Here is a 19,711-nt window from a genome sequence, read left to right as displayed (position 1 = left end):
CCTCGCTTGCCTAGTATTTGTGACATTATTTTTTGTACGGGTCAGCTGCGTCGCGCAAGCCATCACCAATGAAGTTATAAGTCAATACGGTCAGAATGACTGCACCCAGTGGAAGCAGCTTCCATGGATACAGAGCCACGTTCTCGATTTTTTGGGCTTCCTGTAACAGCACACCCCAACTGGTTGCAGGTGAACGGACACCAAGTCCGAGGAAGCTCATGGCCGTCTCCCCTAGGATCATACTGGGGATTGCCAAGGTCGTCGCTACGACCAGATAACTCATAAAGCCAGGCAGCATATGCTTCACAATAATCTTCGTGTTGCCTACGCCAGCGATCCTCGCCGCTACCACATAATCTTCATTCTTAAGCGAGATGAATTTGCCTCTAACGACGCGTGCCAGATCCGTCCAGCCAATGAATGCAAATATGATAACAATGTATAAATACATGGTCACCACTGGTATACGCGGCGGAATCGCAGCAGACAAGGCCATCCATAGCGGCAGTGTAGGGAAGGAACGGATAATTTCGATTACACGTTGAATCACTGAATCAATCCAGCCACCGAAATAACCGGAGATGCCGCCAATAATTAATCCTAGAATAAAGCTGATGCCTACACCGACTAAAGGAATGCTGAGCGAGATTTGACTGCCAAGCACAATCCGGGAGAATAGATCACGGCCCATGCCATCCGTACCGAGCAGAAAGATTCGTCCCGGCTCCTCTACCCCGAACAAATGGGTCGACATCGGGATCAGGCCCAGAAATTTATAATCCTGTCCTTTCACGAAGAACTTGAAGGAGTATTTGGTCTCTGTATCCGGAACAAATATTTTACGTAAAGTTTCCGGGTCCCGCTCCGTCTTCAGCTCATAGACAAATGGTTTGATGTGAAATTTACCTTCTGCATCCACAAACCTAAGACCCATGGGCGGGGCATTAACGTATTTACTGTCATAGCTTTGCAGATCATAGGGCGCGATGAATTGCGCGAACAGGGCCGCGAGGTATAGCAAACCAAGGATATACATACTGATCCGAGCCAGCTTATGCTTCTTGAATTTCTTATAAATCAGCCGCCATTGCGAGCTGTAAACCGTGTCTTTGGGTGCCGCCGCGACCTGGGCTGCCGGTTTTTGACCTTTGAATAACGGTAGTGTTCTCATAATTAAGATCCCCTGAACTCTGTACGGATTTTTGGATCAAGCCAAGCTAGCAAAATATCGGAAATCAGGGTTCCGAGTACGGTCAGCAGAGCCATAATTAACAGGAAGGTTCCGGCAAGGTACATATCCTGACCCAGCAAGGCGTTATGCATGACCGGACCTTGAATCGGTAGGTTCAATACAATCGCTGTAATGGTCGCGCCCGTAAAGATCGAGGACAAGGACCAGCCGAAGGTACTCACAATCGGATTCAAGGCTGCACGTGTCGGATACTTGAACAAGATTTGCATCTCTGACAAGCCCTTGGCGCGTGCGGTAACCACATTCGGTTTATTCAACTCATCTAGCATCTGTCCCCGCATAATCCGGACCAGATCTGCGGTACCCGATAGCCCGATGACGATAACTGGGATGACCATATGCTGCATTAAGTCTTTCACTTTGTCCATCGACCACGGCGCATTTACGTATTCATGGGAGAATAAGCCGAGCAACGGATTACCGAACCATTTATAAGACAGGAACATCAGAATAATCGCCAGCAGGAAGTTCGGGGTAGCCATCCCGATAAAGCTCAGGCCCGAGAAGAAATAGTCTCCTACGGAATACTGCTTCACTGCTGTGTAAATCCCGATGGGGATCGCAACGATATAATGAAAAGCCATGGTAACTAAGGACACGACAAGTGTCAGTCCCATATATTGCTGAATGACCGCCATAACCGGCTTGTTATAGTTGAACGAGAATCCGAAATCGCCATGCAGAATAATTTTACTCATCCATATAAAATACTGCTCATAGATCGGTCGATCCAGGCCCAGATTTGCCCGCATTTGATCCATTTCGGTCTGGGTCATGATATCGCCAGAGGCGGACATTTTGGCCGCATAGGAGGAGACATAATCTCCGGGCGGCAATTGAATGATATAAAAGACGATGAAGGAGATTAAGACCACCACAGGTATCGCCAGCAGAATTCGTCTGATAATGTATTGAAGCATTTTGCAATCCTCTCCTCTACAACACTTGATGATACAAAACAATAGCGGGGATGGGATACCCCGCTATTGCCGCCAAATCGATTCAAAGCTTATTGCTTGATAAAGAATTGCACTGGATGTCCTTGGCCGAGGGAACGATATTCGTCACACCAGATGGCGTCAGTAGGAATGTTGTGAATCTTATTGTTTGCAACAATCAGTACCGGTGTTGGTCCTGCATAACCGATTACCCATTGATTTTTCTGATGCAGCTTGACGATTTCATTGCTGTATTTGTTGATATCTTCAAGTGTTTTACTGGACTTCACTTGATCCCAGTATTCCAGGATCTTCGCTACATCGCCTTCAGGTTTAACGCCTTCTTTACCACCGGATTGCGTGTAGAGCCCGTAATGACCGAGCCATGGTGTCATGACACGAAGTGGAACGAGGGTATCCGGACGGAAGGCAACGTTAGCGACAGAAATATTCTCGGTATGCATTGGAATCTGGTTGGCATACTTCATATCGAATTGGGTAGTGCCATCCACGATTTTCACATTCGTTTTGAGACCCATTTCTTCATAGTACTTCTTCAGCAGTTCCAAGAATGGCGCATTGTCGGTGCTGCTCTCGACGATGGTCAGCGCCAGTTCAGAGCCGTCAGCATTGGTACGGAAATTATCCTTATCTCGCTTAGTCAGACCCAGTTCGTCGAGGAGCTGGTTAGCCCGCTGCGGATCGTATTCCGCCCACTGTTTATCCCAGCCTTCCTGATACCCCATAACCCCTTTCGGAACGGAAGCCTGAATCGGCTCACCTAGTCCGTTGGTTACGATCTCAGAGACTTGGTTGCGGTCTACCCCGATCGAAAGCGCTTCGCGGAACTTGATATCCTGGAACAGCTTGCGCAGGTTCGGATCTTCTGTTGTCTGGTTCAATTGGATACCCGCACTGGACCAAGATGGTTGTGTCCATGGAATGATACGGAAGTCGCCTTTTTTCTCATTTTCCTTCAGGACTGTGAAGTCCTTCGAATCAAAAATAGTCAAGTTATAGTCGCCGGAGAGTGTACCCAGCACCTTCTGGCTTGGATCTTGAATCTTGGTTGCAACAATCCGGTCGATGTAAGGAAGCTGTTTGCCTTCTTTATCTGTTTTCCAATAGTAAGGGTTACGTTCCATCACGAATTGGTCGCCGTTAGGATCATTCGTTGGCACCCAAGCGCGAAGTGTAGGAATTTGGTAGTGCAGCCAGTCTGTATATCCGGTCTCCATCAGGAAGGTCTTCGGATCTTCATAGCCCCACTCCTTGGTGATTTCCAGCGTCTTCGCATCACCTACAAACTCAGGCAGGATAGTCTTATGGAAGTGTGCCGGAGCAAAGAACCACTTGTTATCAATCGCCACACGTTCAAGGAAGAGTACGCTTGGATACTTGTGAGTCACTGTAAAGGTGTAATCATCTACCTTCTTGACTTCCGCTAGCGCTCTGTCGCCAGTTGCCGGATCAACGGAATAGTAAGCATCGTAAATCTTTTTACCGAAAGTCTCTTTGGTTAGCATGTGCTCCCAATAGAAGAGGACATCATCAGCTGTGAAAGGAACACCGTCAGACCATTTCATGCCTTCCCGCAAATGAATGGTGAACACTGTGGAATCTGCGTTAACTTCATAGCCTTTGGCTACGTTTGGTTCAACCTTATTGCCTTCCTTATTGAAGCGGAACAGCGCTTCTTCGGTTGGTTGACCAATTCCCCACTTATCAGCTACCCCGTTCCAAGGCATTTTCCAGTCGCCGCCGTATTGCCCGATTTCATCGACGACTTCCTCAATTTTAATGTCCTTGGCAGCCGGAAGACGCTCTTCCAGCGGTGGCAGCTTGCCTTCAGACACCAGCTTAGCAAACTGAGGTGCCTCTTTAGTGTTATTGTCCTTGACGATCGTTTCTTTCACATCCGGCGATTCTTTAACCTTCTCAACTGCGTTGTTAGAGGAAGTAGTTGTACACCCTCCCAGAACCGTAGTTAAAAGGACAAGACCCATTAACAGTTTGCTACCCCTTTTCAAGTTAACCCCTCCGTGTTTAGATTTACGATTTGTCTAGCGGAACTTGCTCTAGCTGTCTCCCACCTCCCAAGTGGAATTAAACCGATTTAACATAAATGCGGAAATGCTATGTAAAAGCAATATTAAACCGGTTTAATATTGGTTTAAAAAAATATGGGCCTGTGACATAACCCCTTATTAAACCGGTTTAAACATTGTTAATACCGAAATGTAAACGCTTTATTTGTATAATACATGGAATTAAGCGCTTAATCAATACGTAATTAACAGAAAGTTCAATATTATTTTAATATGAATAAAAAGAGGTTTTACCTCATTCGCAATCCGTTAATCCCTCTTACTTGTCCTATTATAGGACCAAAATGTACTAGGATTATTAGCGGATCATCAAATTTCGGTAAAACCCCTGCTTATTTCCTTTTATTTGAGGTTAGAATGTGTGTTCAGACGGAAGCGGAACTTGGCGTCATCTCCGTACCACATCGGGAAGTTTGTTCCCCATTTGTTGTTGTGGAGATTGAAGTGCCATCCGCCGTTCAGCGAAACAAACGTATTGTCGAACTGCAGCAGTCTTCTCTGACCAGGTGCAACCAGTGCAGAATCCAATGCCGCAATCGAAGCCTGACCGTCTGCCCCTTCATAGAAAACTCCACGGTCGATGGCATGCAGATTACGGTTGCCGTCCTTCACTACATTCAGAGGCGAGATCGGACCGCCCAGCTTATCCATCATCCACAGATTTGGATTATCCACCTTCAGGCCGCAGCTGAACCAGCTGGCTTCCGGCAGGCGGTTGGCATCTTTTCCGAACCACTGCAAACTAACATCCACTCCACCATCACCGGCAAAAGTGTAGATCAGTTCCAGTTCCTTCGGTGCTCCGTATACTTCATGAGCTTCCTTAGGCATGGACAGACGGAGCAAGTATTGATCACCGTTCACACTGCTTGTCTTCTGCATTTCTCTTACAATCGGTTTATAGATACCATGGCTTGGCAGCGGACGTACGAATTCAAAGCCCGGCTTGCTGAAATCGGCATCTGCCCACGGGTGCGTTAGCGGCAGGTTCTGCATGTAAGTGCGGAAATATCTGCCGTAATCATCTGTGCCGAAGGTCTCATAGATGTATTGACCAAACGGATGCTCGGCATCCACCCAGTTCTTGCCGTTGCCGTCGATCAGCTGGATCAAAGCGCCGTTCTCATTGAAGGCAACCTCATAACCACCGCTGTTGTAAGCCGAATGGCTGACAAACTGAGTCGCACCGGACAACTCATTCTTCACTGGCTTCAATTGCTCAAAAGCTGCCCGTGCTTCAGCTTGCTTATCTTCGCTCAGTGCAGCAACAGCTGTGTCCAGATATCCACGCTGCTCCGCCCAAGAGCTCTCGATCATCGAGTACGTGCGGCGGCTGGTCTCAGAAGCGAACAATCCGCTGGAATGCTTGTCGAACTCGTCCATAGCAAATGCACCGATGTATTGGAATTTAGCCGGGATGTCATCCACGTCGATATCGTCAACTTCCCGCGCCTTGTTAAAGTCTGGCTTCGCATAGTTGCGGAAGTCCGGCAGCCATTTCTTCACGTCAAGGCCCCAAGTATGCTCTACAACAAGCAGCAAGGCGTCGCTGAAACCTTTGTACTCGGCGCTTGCGACATCAATTCGGCCTTCAGCCAGCCACTTGTCTCTCAAGCGTTGCAGCTCGCGAAGTTTAGCAACCTTCAGCGGATCAGTAGCTCCGCCGTGAATCCAGGTATCTCCAAGCTCTTCACGTACCACTGGCAGTCGGTCGCTAACCGTAAGCAATTGTTCAGCAAAAGCATCCAGCGAAGAAGCAATAATCTCTGCATCCGGGTAGCGCTCTTGAATATGCTCGAACTGCTCACGAATCTCCTCTGCACTTGGTGGACCACAGTTGTCGCCGGTATGCGCGAACAGCAGGATATCATTAAGATCGTCCAGCTCTACGGCTTCACCGTAAGTTCCAGCATAGTTGACAATAATCTCACTGCCATCGGCCGCCTGCCATCTGAACAGCTTCGGCACATCCGGGCGCATCGAGGCCGGGTTCACGCCAAGGTGCATATAGCGAATGCCTGCTTCACTCATGTATGGCACCATCGACAGGGTGTGACCCGGTACGTCTGTCATCTTCGAAGCAATCGTCGTTTTGCCGAACTGGGCATCCAACTCTTGGCTAATCGACAGACCATAACGGAACAGGGCTGGATCCATTAGCTCGGTATGTGTTGTGAACGGCAAGCCGTGCCACACGATGTGACCCTTACGGATCGCTTCATCCATCGCTTTCTTGCCTTCTTCGGACGCATGATCAAGGTAATAGCGAATCAACCAGGAACCAGTGGTCCAGACGAAGCGCTCTTTACCACCTTTAGCTTCAAGCTCAGCAGCCAGCGCGATCGCTTTTGGAATATACTCCTCCATGTATTGCTTTACTACATTAGCTGCCAGATGGGTAAAACCGATATCGAGGTGAGTCTTAAAAACAACGTGTACTCTTTTTCTGCTAGTCATGGTTGTCTTGCCTCCATTTTCAAATAATTAGTCAAGAACTACATCGTTCGTAAGCGCGCCTTTTTCTTGCGGACCGGTAGGTCCACCAGCGAGGAGCGGCTGTCCAAAGAAAGAGCCTTGGGCAGGATTACCGAATTTGTACACCGAGAGACTGTTCGGATTGCTGTAATCTCTGTCCAGCCAAGACGGCCACGCATTACCGAGGCCATTGCCTGTCAATTCATTCGGGTAGTACTGGAATGCCTGAATATTGTTCCATGTATCCCATGCGGTGCCTTGGTTCGCCACATCTATTAGTTGGGTAACGACCAGCTCTTTATATACATGGTTACCTGGATCTTTCCACATCCCGTGAGAGCCAAATGCAGAGTAAGCTACCGGATGGGTGTTATTCACTTTATCTACTTCATTCCAGTTGTATGTTGTGCCAAAAGAATGGGCACCATAAAAAACTTGAACCGGTTTAATATAATTGCTGCCTTGGTCTGAGAATTTGGCCAATCTAACCGTTACACGTTCCCAATCCCCGACATGATCGCCTACTTCTGTTCCGAACACAGTTTTGCCTAGATCATAGGCACTGTACTGGAAGTATACTAGATCGACATTGTTATACTCCTTCTCTACCCAGAAAGCATAGATTGGAGCATTGGCCAAATCGCCTGAGAAATGAGGGAGCTTCAAAGTGTAAGGATTAAGCTCCGTTTTAGTTTTGAATTCATACAATCCAGAGTCAGGATTAATATAGCGGTCCAGGTAAGGCAGTGTGAACTCTACGGAAGCCGGGAAGTAGGTCTCCCCTTGCGCAAACCAAATTCTGGGAGCGAATGTCTGCAAAATCTCGCGTTTGGCCGTATCACTGTAAGCATTGCCTGGCACAGCCCTGGTCGTGGAATCCTGTGGTGAAATGGCCTCCACTTTCAAGCTGCTGGTCTGGTCATTAAAATCGGATAGATAGATCGTGTCAGAAGTTAACACCTTTGACGATCCTTTAAAGTTATTGTCTTTGTATAGTGTTACCTTATAACCTGGTGCTATACGAATAGCAGAGATTGTGTCATTGCCAACTCCGTTAACAATATCCGCCCAATCATAGTTGCCGATATCAAACTGCTGCTCGAATCCACCATAAGGAGAATTGGAGTAAGCAATCACCGGCTTGTTCGGACCGCCAATCTTCTCAACCTTAAGGCTGGAAGTCGCGTCGTTGAAATCATCCAACCAACTTGCGTCACGAGTTAGCTGCTTTGCGTCACCAGAGAAGTCCTTGTCACGATACAAGGTTAAACGGTAACCTGATGCTATTTTGACTGAAGAAATTTTATCGTTTCCAACGACATTTAGCTCGTTCACATTGTAAAGACCAATCCCAAACTGCTGTGAAATGCCGTCAAAATCACCATCCCGATACACTGTTACCGGACTTTCTGCCGCCAGCGCTGACTGTGCTTCCTCCACCAGCATGGGCTGTGCTTCTTCCGCCATCGCAGGCTGCGCTACCGGTAAGATCAGAGATACTGCCAAGAACGATACTGTAAGCAAGGATTTGATTGTCATATTCGGCTCCTCTTCGAATGATGATTTCATTTTCTGCTAACATTCATTTCTTCGGACTTCTGTAGGTCTATTCTCAGGATGTATGATAACGCTTTCTAAAGATCCTCCTTTCATGATTAAAGATAACTATACACTCAGGGTAATCTATGTCAGTGACATATACAATAATAAAATCAGCATTGTTACGTAAATTTTTCCGATCCCAAATCTCATAATTCGACCATTATTTACAATATCATTGCACAACCCAAGGACAAAGATAACAATGTCGAGATTAAATTTCCATTTTAAAGAAACCAACCTCCATATGTCACTGATATATAAAAAACCTCCCCTATCACATAACAAGTGATGTTGAAGGCTAGAGAGGCTGAATACCACTATTCGGTTCAGAGATTAAGATTCCGTACAGAGCTTCGTTCGATAATAGTCGTGTTTACTTTAATCGACACCGCTCCCTCCTTGGAATTCTCCATACGCTTGCAGAGCAGATTAACCGCTGCCTGACCTAGCTGCTGCGTTGTTTGTCTCGCTGTGGTCAACGGGACCGGCAACAAACTGGCGAGTTGGATATCAGAAAACCCGATGATGGACAGATCCTTAGGAACCGCCTTGCCGATTGACAAAGCCGTGTTCAAGCAGGAAGTCGCCAGATAATCATCCGCACAGAGGACCGCTGTCATGTCCGGATTATTTTGCATGAAATCAACCAGTTCCTGGTTGGAGCCGTTCAGATTCAACATATAATCCTCTGAGCAGTTCAGGCTAATATTCCGCCCGTTCACAGGTAGCTCATAATCCAGCATCGCCTGCATGTAACCTTTATAACGGTCCTCCCGACTTGTCACTCCGTCAAATGGCATGGAGAGATAACCGATTTCCTGATGTCCTCTCTGAATCAAATATTCCGTTAGATTATAGGCACCTTGATGATGGTCGTGATACACACAATCAATGTTAAGCTCGCGAAAAATCCGGTCGATAATCACCAGCGGGTAGTTTAGCAAATTAAGCTCCAGTACCTTCTCACTACAATGCGTTCTTCCTCGTGGGAATAGAATAATTCCGTCCACGCCATCATCATACAGCTCCTGAAGGCTGCTACTCTCATCCTCTTTGTCGGTAGTCATGCGAATGAGCAGATGGCAACCGGATTTGCGGGCTTCCCGCTCAACGGAGGCGATAATTCTGGCGATATAATCATCCACGTTCGGAAACACAAGGGCAATTCTTCGCTTATCCAGCGTATTATCAATATCTGCTCGATCCGCTGCAATCTCTCTATCTGGTCCTGAATAGTCGCCTGACATAAAGGTGCCCCGCCGCGCCATTCGGTATACAATTCCCTGCTTCTCCAAAATTTGCAGCGCCAGCTTGGCAGTCATGCGGCTGACAGAATACAGCTTGGCCAGCTCCGCCTCAGACGGCACCGGATCATGCGGCTGCAACTTACGCTTGCGAATTTCCTCCAGCACCAAATCAGCAGTTTGCAGGTATAGTAGCGGCTTCCGATCCGACTTCTGATGTTGTTCTTCCATGTACACATCTACCTCAATTCCGAATTGCTATCTTTCTTTTGTCATTGTCTCATGAAAAAGATAGTTCGATACAGTTATTGTACAATCCTGTTTAAGAATCTCCACTTTTATTGCTAAAGTAAGACGAAACCTTGGGCCAAGCACCGCGCTCCGGGAGGCATCACGGGGAATGTTTGGGCTTCAGGTCGCTGTTGTTGCTAGACCTAGAAAAAATAGGGGAGCAACAGCGGCCGCAGTACCTAAACCTAGAAGAATAGGGAGCAACAACGGCCGCAGTACCTAAACCTAGAAGAATAGGGAGCAACAACGGCCGCAGTACCCACTTTACCAGAAAATCCGCCTGAGCCTACGTTCGAGCTTAGTAAGAGTTTTATAACAGGAAAATATACCGTTAATTCTTTCTTTTCTCCTTATTTGCGATAAATAAAGGGAAATTCTCCTGTTAAAAACCTATTTTCCCCCTCAACGATCTAGATATGAGGTAATTAACGGGATATTTTCCAGTTATCTTTAGAACAGAAAAAAATTCAATCAAAATAACAGGAGTTATTCCCGTTATTGCAATGCCCTATCGAATGAAGTTGAGCTTTCCGGCGCATTGGTCACCTGAAGGCGTGAAATCCTTGTGAGCTGAGCATTCAAAAGAGTTCACTTCTATTTTGTACCTTAAGCTACAAGAAAGTCGTTATTTAGACGTCCGTGTCATTTTCGAGATCACATTGTGTTTTTAAATACGATTTATATAAAAATATAAAAAAACAGCCCTTTGGCCGAAGGATGGTTAAACTCCCATTCTTCAACCAAAGGGCATGCATAGATTGACCTTGAATTTTTCAACATAGGAGAAGCATTCCTTATTCCCCTGTGATATTTCCCCAGTTCAATCTATACAACAGGCAATCTGCCTTATTATTGCAGCTCGGCATTCAGCCGTTCAATGAGCTCAAGCAACTGCAGCGGTTCACTGACGGTGTGTGTCGGCCGTTCGGATTCATCCGCCGGTTCATGGGGATAACGCGGCGTCCAGCTCTGAAAGATGCTGGTGATGCCAAGTGCGTTGGCTCCCTTCATATCACGGCTCAGGTTATTGCCGATCATGACGGTCCGGGAGAAATCCTGCTCAGACAGGTCAAGTGCTCCGATTGCAGCCTTGAACATCCGAGGACTAGGTTTAACAGCTTTAATATTCTCAGAAATAATCATTGCACTGAAATAATCATGAAGTCCATGTTGCTTGAATACGTTCTTGAAGGATTGTGCATCGCCATCGGCCACCAGGGCCAGCGTGTAGCCTCTCTCATGCAGAGTTTGAATCGTGGTTTCTGCCCCAGGGATCAGATCCGCACCGAGAACGATGCCTTCTTCGTCCCGAATCTCAGTCGATTCATCAACAATCGTGTCGCCGCTGTCAAAAAAGATAATTAACTTCTTGTCGTCCATATTCTTTATGACCATCCTCTTCATTCGATTGGCGGACTGCCAGTGGATTCCCGGATGACCAGTTCTGGCTGCATAACAATTCTCTGCTTGATATCATCTGCGTTATCCAGACTGCCGATCAGCAGATCGAACGCCAGCTTCACCATCTGATCCATAGGCTGAGCAATAGTTGTCAGCGTTGGGTTCGTCACGGTGGACAGTATGGTGTCGTCAAAGCCGATAATCGAGAGCTGCTCCGGTACGGATATGCCCGCTTCTTTCGCGGCCTGCAGCGCGCCGATAGCAAGCAAATCGTTGCAGCAGAACAAAGCCGTGGGACGTTCCGATCCGCGAATAATCGCAGCGGCTGCCCGTTTGCCGTCTTTAATATTCGACTCACAGGACAGAATCTCCTCCGGGCTCAATGAAATTCCTGCTTCGAATAATCCAAACCGGAAACCTCTGACCCGCTCAAAGCTGCTGCTGACCTTGAAATTCTCCGAAAGAACCGCCACTTGCTTATGGCCCTTGCCCAGCAAATACCGGGCGGCAAGCTCGCCGCCCCTGAAGTCGTCCGTCAGGACGCTGTGCACCGACATGCCTGCGGCCTCCCGTGCAATCATAACAATCGGAAAGGACTTCTCTGCAAGCAGCGCGAGAATCTCTGCATTCTCTAATCCGGTTCCGATCAGAATACCGTCAACGTTCTTTTGCTCCAGTAGTCGGATGTACTTCTCAACGCGTTCATCCCTGTTGTCCGTACTGCAAACGATGACACTGTAGCCTTCTGAATGTGCCAAATCCTCTACTGTTCTTGCAATTTCAGAGAAAAAAGGGTTGGAGACATCCGGAATCAGAAGACCTATCGTGTAGGTCTTCTTCCCCATCAAAGCGGACGCAATGACACTGGGCTGATAATTCAGTCGCTCCATCACCTGCAGGATTTCTTCGCGCCTTTTCTTGCTTACTTTTCCTTTACCGTTAATTGCGTTGGAGACGGTGGCAATCGATACGCCCGCTTCCTTCGCAACATCATATATCGTGGTTGCTTTCATGGCATAGCCTCATTATTATCGGATTGTTAAGGGATAGTTTCTCTTCTTTCAAATCCCCATCACATTATTATCCGATGAATATACTCTTTTTGCAACACTCATTCACTCTCAGCCGGAGCGGTGGAAAGTGGCTTAGCGAGCCATTCATGATCTGGATCATTGTGAAATTTCCAGATCCGGGTTGGTCCGGCCATCACGTTCAGGTAGTAAACATCATAGCCAGGAGGCGCCGAGACAGGGTGATACCCTTTCGGTACAAGCACGGCTTCGCTATCTTTGACAGCCAGCGTCTCGTCGAGAGAACGGTCATCCGTATACACACGCTGAACGGCAAAACCTTGTTCAGGCTTCACATGGAAGTAATAAGTCTCTTCCAGCAATGACTCCTCTGGCAGCGCATCCCGGTCATGCTTGTGCGGAGGATAACTCGACCAATGACCCTGCGGTGTGAATACCTCGACCACCAGCAAACTGTCAGCCGGCTCCTGCTCCGGTAAAATATTATGGATGAACCGCTGCGTAGGTCCTTCTCCTCTAACCTCAACGCCTACATCGCTAGGAGCGATCAGACGCGCATCATGGTTGCCGTGACCAGGGGCCTTGCATACTGCAAGCTCCAGTTCAGTTACAGCGGTCACCTTGAAACGGTTGTCATTCGGGACATAAACAGAATAAGGTGGAATCTGCTCGAACACGCTCATTCTTTGCCCGATATTGAGCCAGGAAGCATTGGCAGTCGCGATGTCGGCTCTACCACTCAGAAGCACCAGACATACCTCGTCACCATCTGTAGACTGGCTTAACGTCTCACCAGGACTCAATCGATAGACCTCGAAGCCTACATAGGTCCAGCCAGCGGACTCAGGTGTTATCGATAGCGCGGGTTGATTACCTGTACGTTGCGAATCCGGACTTACAATCAGCTTGCTCACGCTTTTCACAACCTTTCCTTATTGTAATTCCGAGAGTTTGACCGGACGGTTCTCTTGCAAGGAAAGCTTCGCTGCCCGGGCAATTCTTTCTGCCTGCCAGCCGTCATTTCCGTTAACTGAAACCGCCTTGCCCAGTAGAAGAGTATCGATAAATTGCTGTGTTTCGTCTACATATGCTGCATTATAACGTTCCAGGAAGAAGTGAAGCGGCTTGTCGCTTTGGATGCCGTCTTCTGTACTCAAAACAGCCGTGTTCGGAAAATCATTGGCAGCCGTTACAGAACCCTTCGATCCAAACACCTCAACACGTTGGTCATAGCCATAAGCCGCCTTCCGGCTGCAATCGATGACGCCAAGCGCACCATTTGCGAAGCGAAGGGTCACAATCGCTGTGTCCACATCGCCGTATTGACCGAATACAGGATCAATCAGTACGCTACCTTGGGTATAGACTTCTTCAACTTCACTACCCGAGAGGAAACGAGCCATATCAAAGTCATGGATCATCATATCCATGAAGATGCCCCCGGAGACCTTAATGTATGCTTCTGGTGGTGGCCCCGGGTCCCGGGAAGTAATCTTGATCAGATGGGTGTCGCCAATGGCTCCGTTCTGCACATGCTCACGCACCCGTTTGAAGTTGTGGTCGAACCGGCGATTAAAGCCGACTTGCAGCTGTACGCCTGCCTGGGATACGGCTTCGATAGCTTCTTCAGTCTGACGGATATCCATACTAAGCGGCTTTTCACAGAAAATATGCTTACCCTGTTCTGCAGCCTTCTTAATCAAAGGGACATGCGTATCAGTGGAAGAACAAATAAATACAGCGTCAATCTCGGGATGGTTCAGGATCTCTTCGCTGTCCTTAGTGACGATGGCAATGCCTCTAGATGCCGCCCATTCTTCAAGTTCCGGACCTGCGAACAGGTCGCTCACTGCGAGAATCTCCGCTTGTGGATGTCTGATCAAGTTGTCGGCATGGATTTTCCCGATTCTGCCGGCGCCGATAATACCGAATTTCAGCTTCTTCATAGTCGTCAGCCTTTCTGTAGTGGGGTGTAAATACGATTCCGATTTCTCTTCTATATGGATTCAGTCCACTCCATCATTCCCCCCGGCTCACGGCCGGGGATCTGCTATTTCGTAGTTGTAAGGCTGCTATTGTGAATTACCAGCGAGCGGTAACCATCTTTTTGCGGGTAAAGAATTCTACGCCGTCTGGTCCGTTGGCATGCAAATCACCATAGAACGATTTCTTCCAGCCCGAGAACGGGAAGAAGGCCATTGGAGCTGGAACGCCGAGATTGACCCCGAGCATACCTGCATCGATAGTTTCACGGAATTGACGCACGCTGCTTCCGTTGCTGGTGAACAAACAAGCTCCGTTCGCGAACTCTGAACGATTGGCAACAGCGATTGCATCCTCCAGCGTATCTACACGCATCACGGACAATACCGGTGCGAAAATTTCATCTCTCCAAATCTTCATTTCACTGCTAACCCGGTCAAAGATCGTCGGGCCTACGAAGTAGCCGGAGTTCTGAACAGCTTCATCCTTACGCCCGTCTCTGACTAGCACACCGCCTTCGGATTCCCCAGACTCAATATAACCAAGTGTTCTTTCCTTGTGTCCGCCACGGATAACCGGGCCAAGGAACGTGCCTTCATCCAGTCCGTTACCGATCGTAATCTGATCGGCAGCAGCAGCCAACCGCTCAACCAGCTCATCGGCAACATCACCGACAGCGACTACAACGGCGCAAGCCATGCAGCGTTCGCCTGCAGAGCCAAATGCTGCATTAACGATTTCTTTGACCGTCAAATCCAGATCCGCGTCAGGCAGAACGATGGAGTGGTTCTTCGCGCCAGCCAATGCTTGCACGCGTTTGCCATGAGCCGTACCTCTTGTATACACGTACTCTGCAACCGGTTGTGATCCAACGAAGGAGATCGCCTTGATCTCCGGGTGCTCCAGAATACCGTTTACGACATCATGTGCACCGTGTACGACGTTCAGCACGCCGGCAGGTAGACCTGCTTCATGGAACAGCTCAGCCAGACGGTTCGCCAGAAGTGGCGTACGTTCGGATGGCTTCAATACGAAGGTGTTACCAACGGCAATCGCCAGCGGGAACATCCAGCAAGGTACCATCATCGGGAAGTTGAACGGTGTAATACCGCCGATCACGCCGATAGGATAACGGTACATGCCCGACTCAATGTTGGAAGCAATATCCGGCAATTGTTTACCCATCATCAGGTTTGGTGCACCAGCAGCGAACTCGACACATTCGATCCCACGCAGCACTTCGCCACGCGCTTCGCTCAAGCTTTTACCATTTTCCTTCGTAATCAGGGTAGCCAGCTCATCCCAGTGATCCACTAGCAGCTGCTGATATTTGAAAAGTACGCGGGCCCGGCGAGGAACCGGTGTCCGACTCCAGCTCTCAAAAGACTTGCGGGCGGCTTGGACCGCTGAATCTACGTCCTCCTTGGAAGACAATGGCACCTGCGCCAATACTTCTTCCGTAGCAGGGTTGTACACATCATCGTATTGTACAGCGGAAGACTCCACCCATTCTCCGCCGATCCAGTTCTTTAACTTCGTTGTCATCGTATTCCCTCGCTTATAGTAGATTTAGCGGCTTTGCTTAGCCAGCTATGATTTCGCCGCGGTTGCAGCGTTCAATATAATCTTCAACTTGTGCTACAGTTGGCATGGCATCTGAACAGCTATGGCTGGAAATGACAATACATGCAGCCGCACTGCCGAATTCCATGCTTTTCTCAATAGTTAGACCGGACATGAGTCCATGAATGAAGCCTGCGGCATAAGAGTCGCCCGCACCAAAAGTCTTGATAACCTTGGCCGGATAGGATTTAGCCCGTTGCTCCAGTCCCTCTGCGGTGTAGGCGATGGATCCTTCCTTACCGTGTTTGATAATAACGATTTTGGCAAAGTGGTTGAACCACTTGGAAGCTGTAAAGCTGTCGCTATGCTCGAGATTATTCTCAAATCGCTCCATGCTGTCGAATTCTTCTCTTGTGCCAATAATAATGTCACTCTTCTCTGCCGCCAGGTTGTAATATACTGCTGTTTCTTCGGCAGAATTCCAGGTATACGGGCGATAATCAATATCCAGAATGACTGTAGTGCCATGCTTGCGGGCATAATCCAGAGACAGAAGCACTGCTTCCCGCGAAGGACTAGCTGCGAGCGCAGTACCCGATACAAGCAGGGCCTTGCTGTTAGCAATCAGTTCCTCATTCACTTCAAGCGGTCCCAGCTTCAGGTCAGCCACATTATCACGATACATCAGAATGCTGCATTCGCTCGGGCTCTTGATTTCGGTAAAAGCAAGGCCTGTAACCGCACCGGTCTTGTCTGTAACGACATTACCGGTATCAATACCTTCTTTCTCCAGGTACCCTTGGATAAAGCGCCCCATCTGGTCATCGGCAATCTTGCCGATAAATGCTGTTGCATGACCCAATCGGCTCATGCCGATAGCAATGTTGGCAGGAGAGCCACCTACATATTTGGTAAACGTCATCGTCTCTTCCATAGGCCGATTAATCTCATTCGCATTCAAATCGATGCACAAGCGGCCAATCGCAGTAAAGTCAAACTTCCTTCCGGAAGGAAAAATGTTAGACAATATGTTCACCCTCCTTCGTTTATAGTAAAGATTCCAAGTAACGGAGTGCCTTCTCTGCGTATTCACGCGCCGGATGTTCGCCTGGGTCCTGTTCCCCTTCGAGCAGCGCCCATCCTGTATAGTTACGGCTTACAAGTTCGCCGATAATCGGTTTGAAATCAATGCAGCCATCTCCCGGAACCGTGAACACGCCTCTACGAATGCAGGTGACGAAGTCCACGCCATCGGCTCTGGCCTGCTCCAGCAGCGCTGGACGCACATCCTTGAGATGTACATAAGCCACTCGATCATAATGCTTACGCAGTACATCCAGCGGATTCGCGCCGCCATACAATGCATGACCAGAATCGAAGAGTAGATATACAGCCTGTGGATCTGTCAGCTCCATCAGCTTGTCGATTTCTTCCGGGCTTTCTACAGCAGTACCGCCGTGGTGATGGTAAGTCAGCTTCAAGCCGTACTCTTGGGCAATTCTGCCGGCAGCATTCAGACCTTCTGCCAGGCTGGCCCAGCCCGCTTCATCAAGACGAATGACTTCACTCTCATTTGGCGTCCGTCGCGGATCGAAATGCAGCGAGCCACCCACCTCACAAGTGCTGATGACCTTACTGCCCATGCTCTGCAGGAATTTGGCATGTTCCCGGAAAGCTTCCAACTCCTGCTCACGATATGCGGGATCAGAGAACAATACGGATTTCCACTGGGAGACCAGCTGAATGTCACGCTTCGCCAGTTCTTCCTTTAGAACTGCAATATCGGTCGGGAACTTTCTACCCATCTCCGTGCCCTTAAGGCCCAGGGAATGGATATCGTCCATAATCTGCTCGTAAGTGGTATCATCGCCATGCTCTTTAACATCTTCGCCGACCCAGTTAATAGGGTGAACGCCTAATTGAAATGGAAACCGTGTCATCACTTAGTCCTCCTAGTAGACTCTCGCCTGAGATAACTTCTCGTTCATTGCCTGATGCGCATCTGTGACTTTAGTGCTTGAGGAAACGGCGGGAACCCCTACATTCCACCAGGATTCATATCCGTCAGTATTCGTACCAGCAAGAACCGGAATTTCAATTAATGTAGTGCGTGTTTCTTCCTTCGCTGCCTTAAGTGCTTGCTCAAGTTCTTCTGGTGTAGTCGCTTTGTATGCGGCTGCGCCAAGGCTGCGGGCATGCGCTGCAAAATCAATCGGGAGCGGCGCCCCTGTGTAACGGCCTGTACTCTGTTCACGATAACGGAACTCGTTGCCGAAGCCGTCACTGCCATGTCCGCGCTGCAGGTTATGAATACATTGATAACCATGGTTGTCGAATAGCAGCACAGTGATTTTGCGTCCTTCCTGAAGGCTTGTGACCAATTCGGAATGGAGCATCAGATAACTGCCGTCTCCGACAACGGCGTACACATCACGTTCCGGCTCGGCAAGTGCAACGCCGAAGGCCCCGCTGACTTCATATCCCATACAGGAGAAGCCATATTCCATGTGATAGCCCTTTGGTTGTCCGACCCGCCACAAGCGGTGCAGGTCACCCGGCAAGCTGCCTGCCGCGCAGACAATAACGGCTTCGTCGCCGATCGTCTCGTTGATAACACCAAGCGCACGTGTCTGGGCGAAGCCTTCTGGATGTTCCAGCCCATACAACCGGTCTACCTCGTTCTTCCACTCGGTGCCGAGTGCCGCAAGCTGTCCGTCTTCATAAGAACTGCTATAACCTGCATCACTCAAGCCTTTCAAGAGCTGAAGGATGACCGTCTTCGCATCTCCCGTCAAGGCTACGCCATCAAGCTTGGCGCCATCCATACGGTTGATGTTGATATTCAGGAACTGCGCTTCCGGATGAAACGCAGATTTAGATGATGTCGTAAAATCGGAATATCTTGTTCCGATACCAATAATCAGGTCTGCCTCTTTGGCTACTTTATTAGCGGCCAAAGCGCCGGTTACGCCGACTCCGCCAACATTGAGCGTGTGGTTCCAAGGCAAGGAGCCTTTACCTGCCTGTGTTTCCGATACCGGAATGCCAAACTTCTCTGCAAATTCCGCAAGCGTTTTCGTAGCGTCTGAATATTTAACGCCTCCACCGGCGATGATCAAAGGCTTGCGTTTGGACTTCACAAGGGCGATCGCTCTTTCCAGAGCCTGGGGAGCCGGTTGTTGGCGTTCTACATAATGCACCCGTTTCTCGAAGAAGGATGCCGGATAATCATAAGCTTCAGCCTGCACATCTTGTGGCAGTGCCAGGGTTACCGCGCCAGTCTCGGCCGGATCTGTAAGCACGCGAATCGCGTTCAGAGCTGAAGTCATCAATTGTTCAGGGCGGACAATGCGATCCCAGAATCTGCTCACCGGCTTAAAAGCGTCGGCTGCCGAAATCGTGTAGTCATGACCGGCTTCAAGTTGCTGCAATACCGGGTCAGGCTGTCTGGAAGCAAAGTTGTCTCCTGGAAGAAGTAGCAGCGGAATACGGTTGACCGTTGCCGTTCCGGCTGCAGTAACCATATTCAAAGCACCAGGACCAATGGAAGTAGTGCATGCATAAATTTGTTTGCGATTGTGTTGTTTAGCGAACGCGGTGGCCGCATGTGCCATCCCCTGTTCGTTCTTGCCTTGGATGAAATTCAGGCTGCCTGAGCTACGCTCCAGGGCCTCACCAAGACCGGTTACATTACCGTGACCAAAGATTCCCATTACCCCGGCAACAAATTTTGTTTCGACTCCGTCGCAGGAAATGTACTGTTGATCCAGAAATCTTAATAGGGCCTGTGCCATTGTTAAGCGGATAGTAGTCATTGTATCCT

Annotated in this window: 14 protein-coding genes; all 14 read right to left on the bottom strand. The window is 48.8% G+C overall.

Annotated elements, in window-relative coordinates:
* Positions 1-25: 25 nt before the first annotated feature.
* The 14 genes from ACFORK_RS04935 to iolD all read right to left on the bottom strand — a co-directional run bounded on the left by ACFORK_RS04935 (position 26) and on the right by iolD (position 19,703).
* A complete protein-coding gene (locus ACFORK_RS04935; RefSeq protein ID WP_379196271.1) occupies positions 26-1,171 on the bottom strand; it encodes an ABC transporter permease in 1,146 nt (381 codons plus the stop codon).
* A 2-nt stretch (positions 1,172-1,173) separates the two neighbouring features.
* A complete protein-coding gene (locus tag ACFORK_RS04930; protein ID WP_379196269.1) occupies positions 1,174-2,172 on the bottom strand; it encodes an ABC transporter permease in 999 nt (332 codons plus the stop codon).
* Between the two features lie 89 nt (positions 2,173-2,261).
* A complete protein-coding gene (locus ACFORK_RS04925; protein ID WP_379196267.1) occupies positions 2,262-4,220 on the bottom strand; it encodes an ABC transporter substrate-binding protein in 1,959 nt (652 codons plus the stop codon).
* A gap of 420 nt (positions 4,221-4,640) precedes the next feature.
* Entirely contained in the window at positions 4,641-6,755 is a 2,115-nt protein-coding gene (locus tag ACFORK_RS04920; protein WP_379196265.1) for a DUF5054 domain-containing protein, read from the bottom strand.
* 27 nt (positions 6,756-6,782) lie between these two features.
* Positions 6,783-8,312, bottom strand: a complete 1,530-nt coding sequence (locus tag ACFORK_RS04915; protein WP_379196263.1) for a Vps62-related protein — start codon at positions 8,310-8,312, stop codon at positions 6,783-6,785.
* 389 nt (positions 8,313-8,701) lie between these two features.
* Positions 8,702-9,850 (bottom strand): GntR family transcriptional regulator, encoded by a 1,149-nt coding sequence (locus ACFORK_RS04910; RefSeq protein WP_379196261.1) that lies wholly within the window; start codon positions 9,848-9,850, stop codon positions 8,702-8,704.
* A gap of 909 nt (positions 9,851-10,759) precedes the next feature.
* Positions 10,760-11,305, bottom strand: coding sequence for an HAD family hydrolase (locus tag ACFORK_RS04905; protein ID WP_379196259.1), 546 nt, complete (start codon positions 11,303-11,305; stop codon positions 10,760-10,762).
* 5 nt (positions 11,306-11,310) lie between these two features.
* A complete protein-coding gene (locus tag ACFORK_RS04900; protein WP_379196257.1) occupies positions 11,311-12,324 on the bottom strand; it encodes a LacI family DNA-binding transcriptional regulator in 1,014 nt (337 codons plus the stop codon).
* 98 nt (positions 12,325-12,422) lie between these two features.
* The gene (iolB, locus tag ACFORK_RS04895) at positions 12,423-13,256 is read right to left on the bottom strand and encodes a 5-deoxy-glucuronate isomerase (RefSeq protein WP_379196255.1); all 834 of its coding nucleotides are present in this window, start codon (positions 13,254-13,256) and stop codon (positions 12,423-12,425) included.
* Between the two features lie 18 nt (positions 13,257-13,274).
* Positions 13,275-14,288, bottom strand: a complete 1,014-nt coding sequence (iolG, locus tag ACFORK_RS04890) for an inositol 2-dehydrogenase (RefSeq protein WP_379196253.1) — start codon at positions 14,286-14,288, stop codon at positions 13,275-13,277.
* Positions 14,289-14,424: 136 nt separating this feature from the next.
* On the bottom strand, positions 14,425-15,870 hold the full coding sequence (locus ACFORK_RS04885) for a CoA-acylating methylmalonate-semialdehyde dehydrogenase (RefSeq protein WP_379196251.1): 1,446 nt from the start codon (positions 15,868-15,870) through the stop codon (positions 14,425-14,427).
* Between the two features lie 37 nt (positions 15,871-15,907).
* Complete coding sequence (gene iolC / locus ACFORK_RS04880) at positions 15,908-16,915, bottom strand: 5-dehydro-2-deoxygluconokinase (protein WP_379196249.1); 1,008 nt, start codon at positions 16,913-16,915, stop codon at positions 15,908-15,910.
* 19 nt (positions 16,916-16,934) lie between these two features.
* On the bottom strand, positions 16,935-17,828 hold the full coding sequence (iolE, locus tag ACFORK_RS04875; RefSeq protein WP_379196247.1) for a myo-inosose-2 dehydratase: 894 nt from the start codon (positions 17,826-17,828) through the stop codon (positions 16,935-16,937).
* Between the two features lie 12 nt (positions 17,829-17,840).
* Entirely contained in the window at positions 17,841-19,703 is a 1,863-nt protein-coding gene (gene iolD / locus ACFORK_RS04870; protein WP_379196245.1) for a 3D-(3,5/4)-trihydroxycyclohexane-1,2-dione acylhydrolase (decyclizing), read from the bottom strand.
* Positions 19,704-19,711: the final 8 nt, after the last annotated feature.

This window comes from Paenibacillus sp. GCM10012306 (genome assembly GCF_042649265.1).
Classification (GTDB): Bacteria; Bacillota; Bacilli; order Paenibacillales; family Paenibacillaceae; genus Paenibacillus_AQ.
The sequence above is the reverse complement of the archived record's forward strand: the minus strand, read 5'-3'. Positions and strand labels throughout refer to the sequence as shown.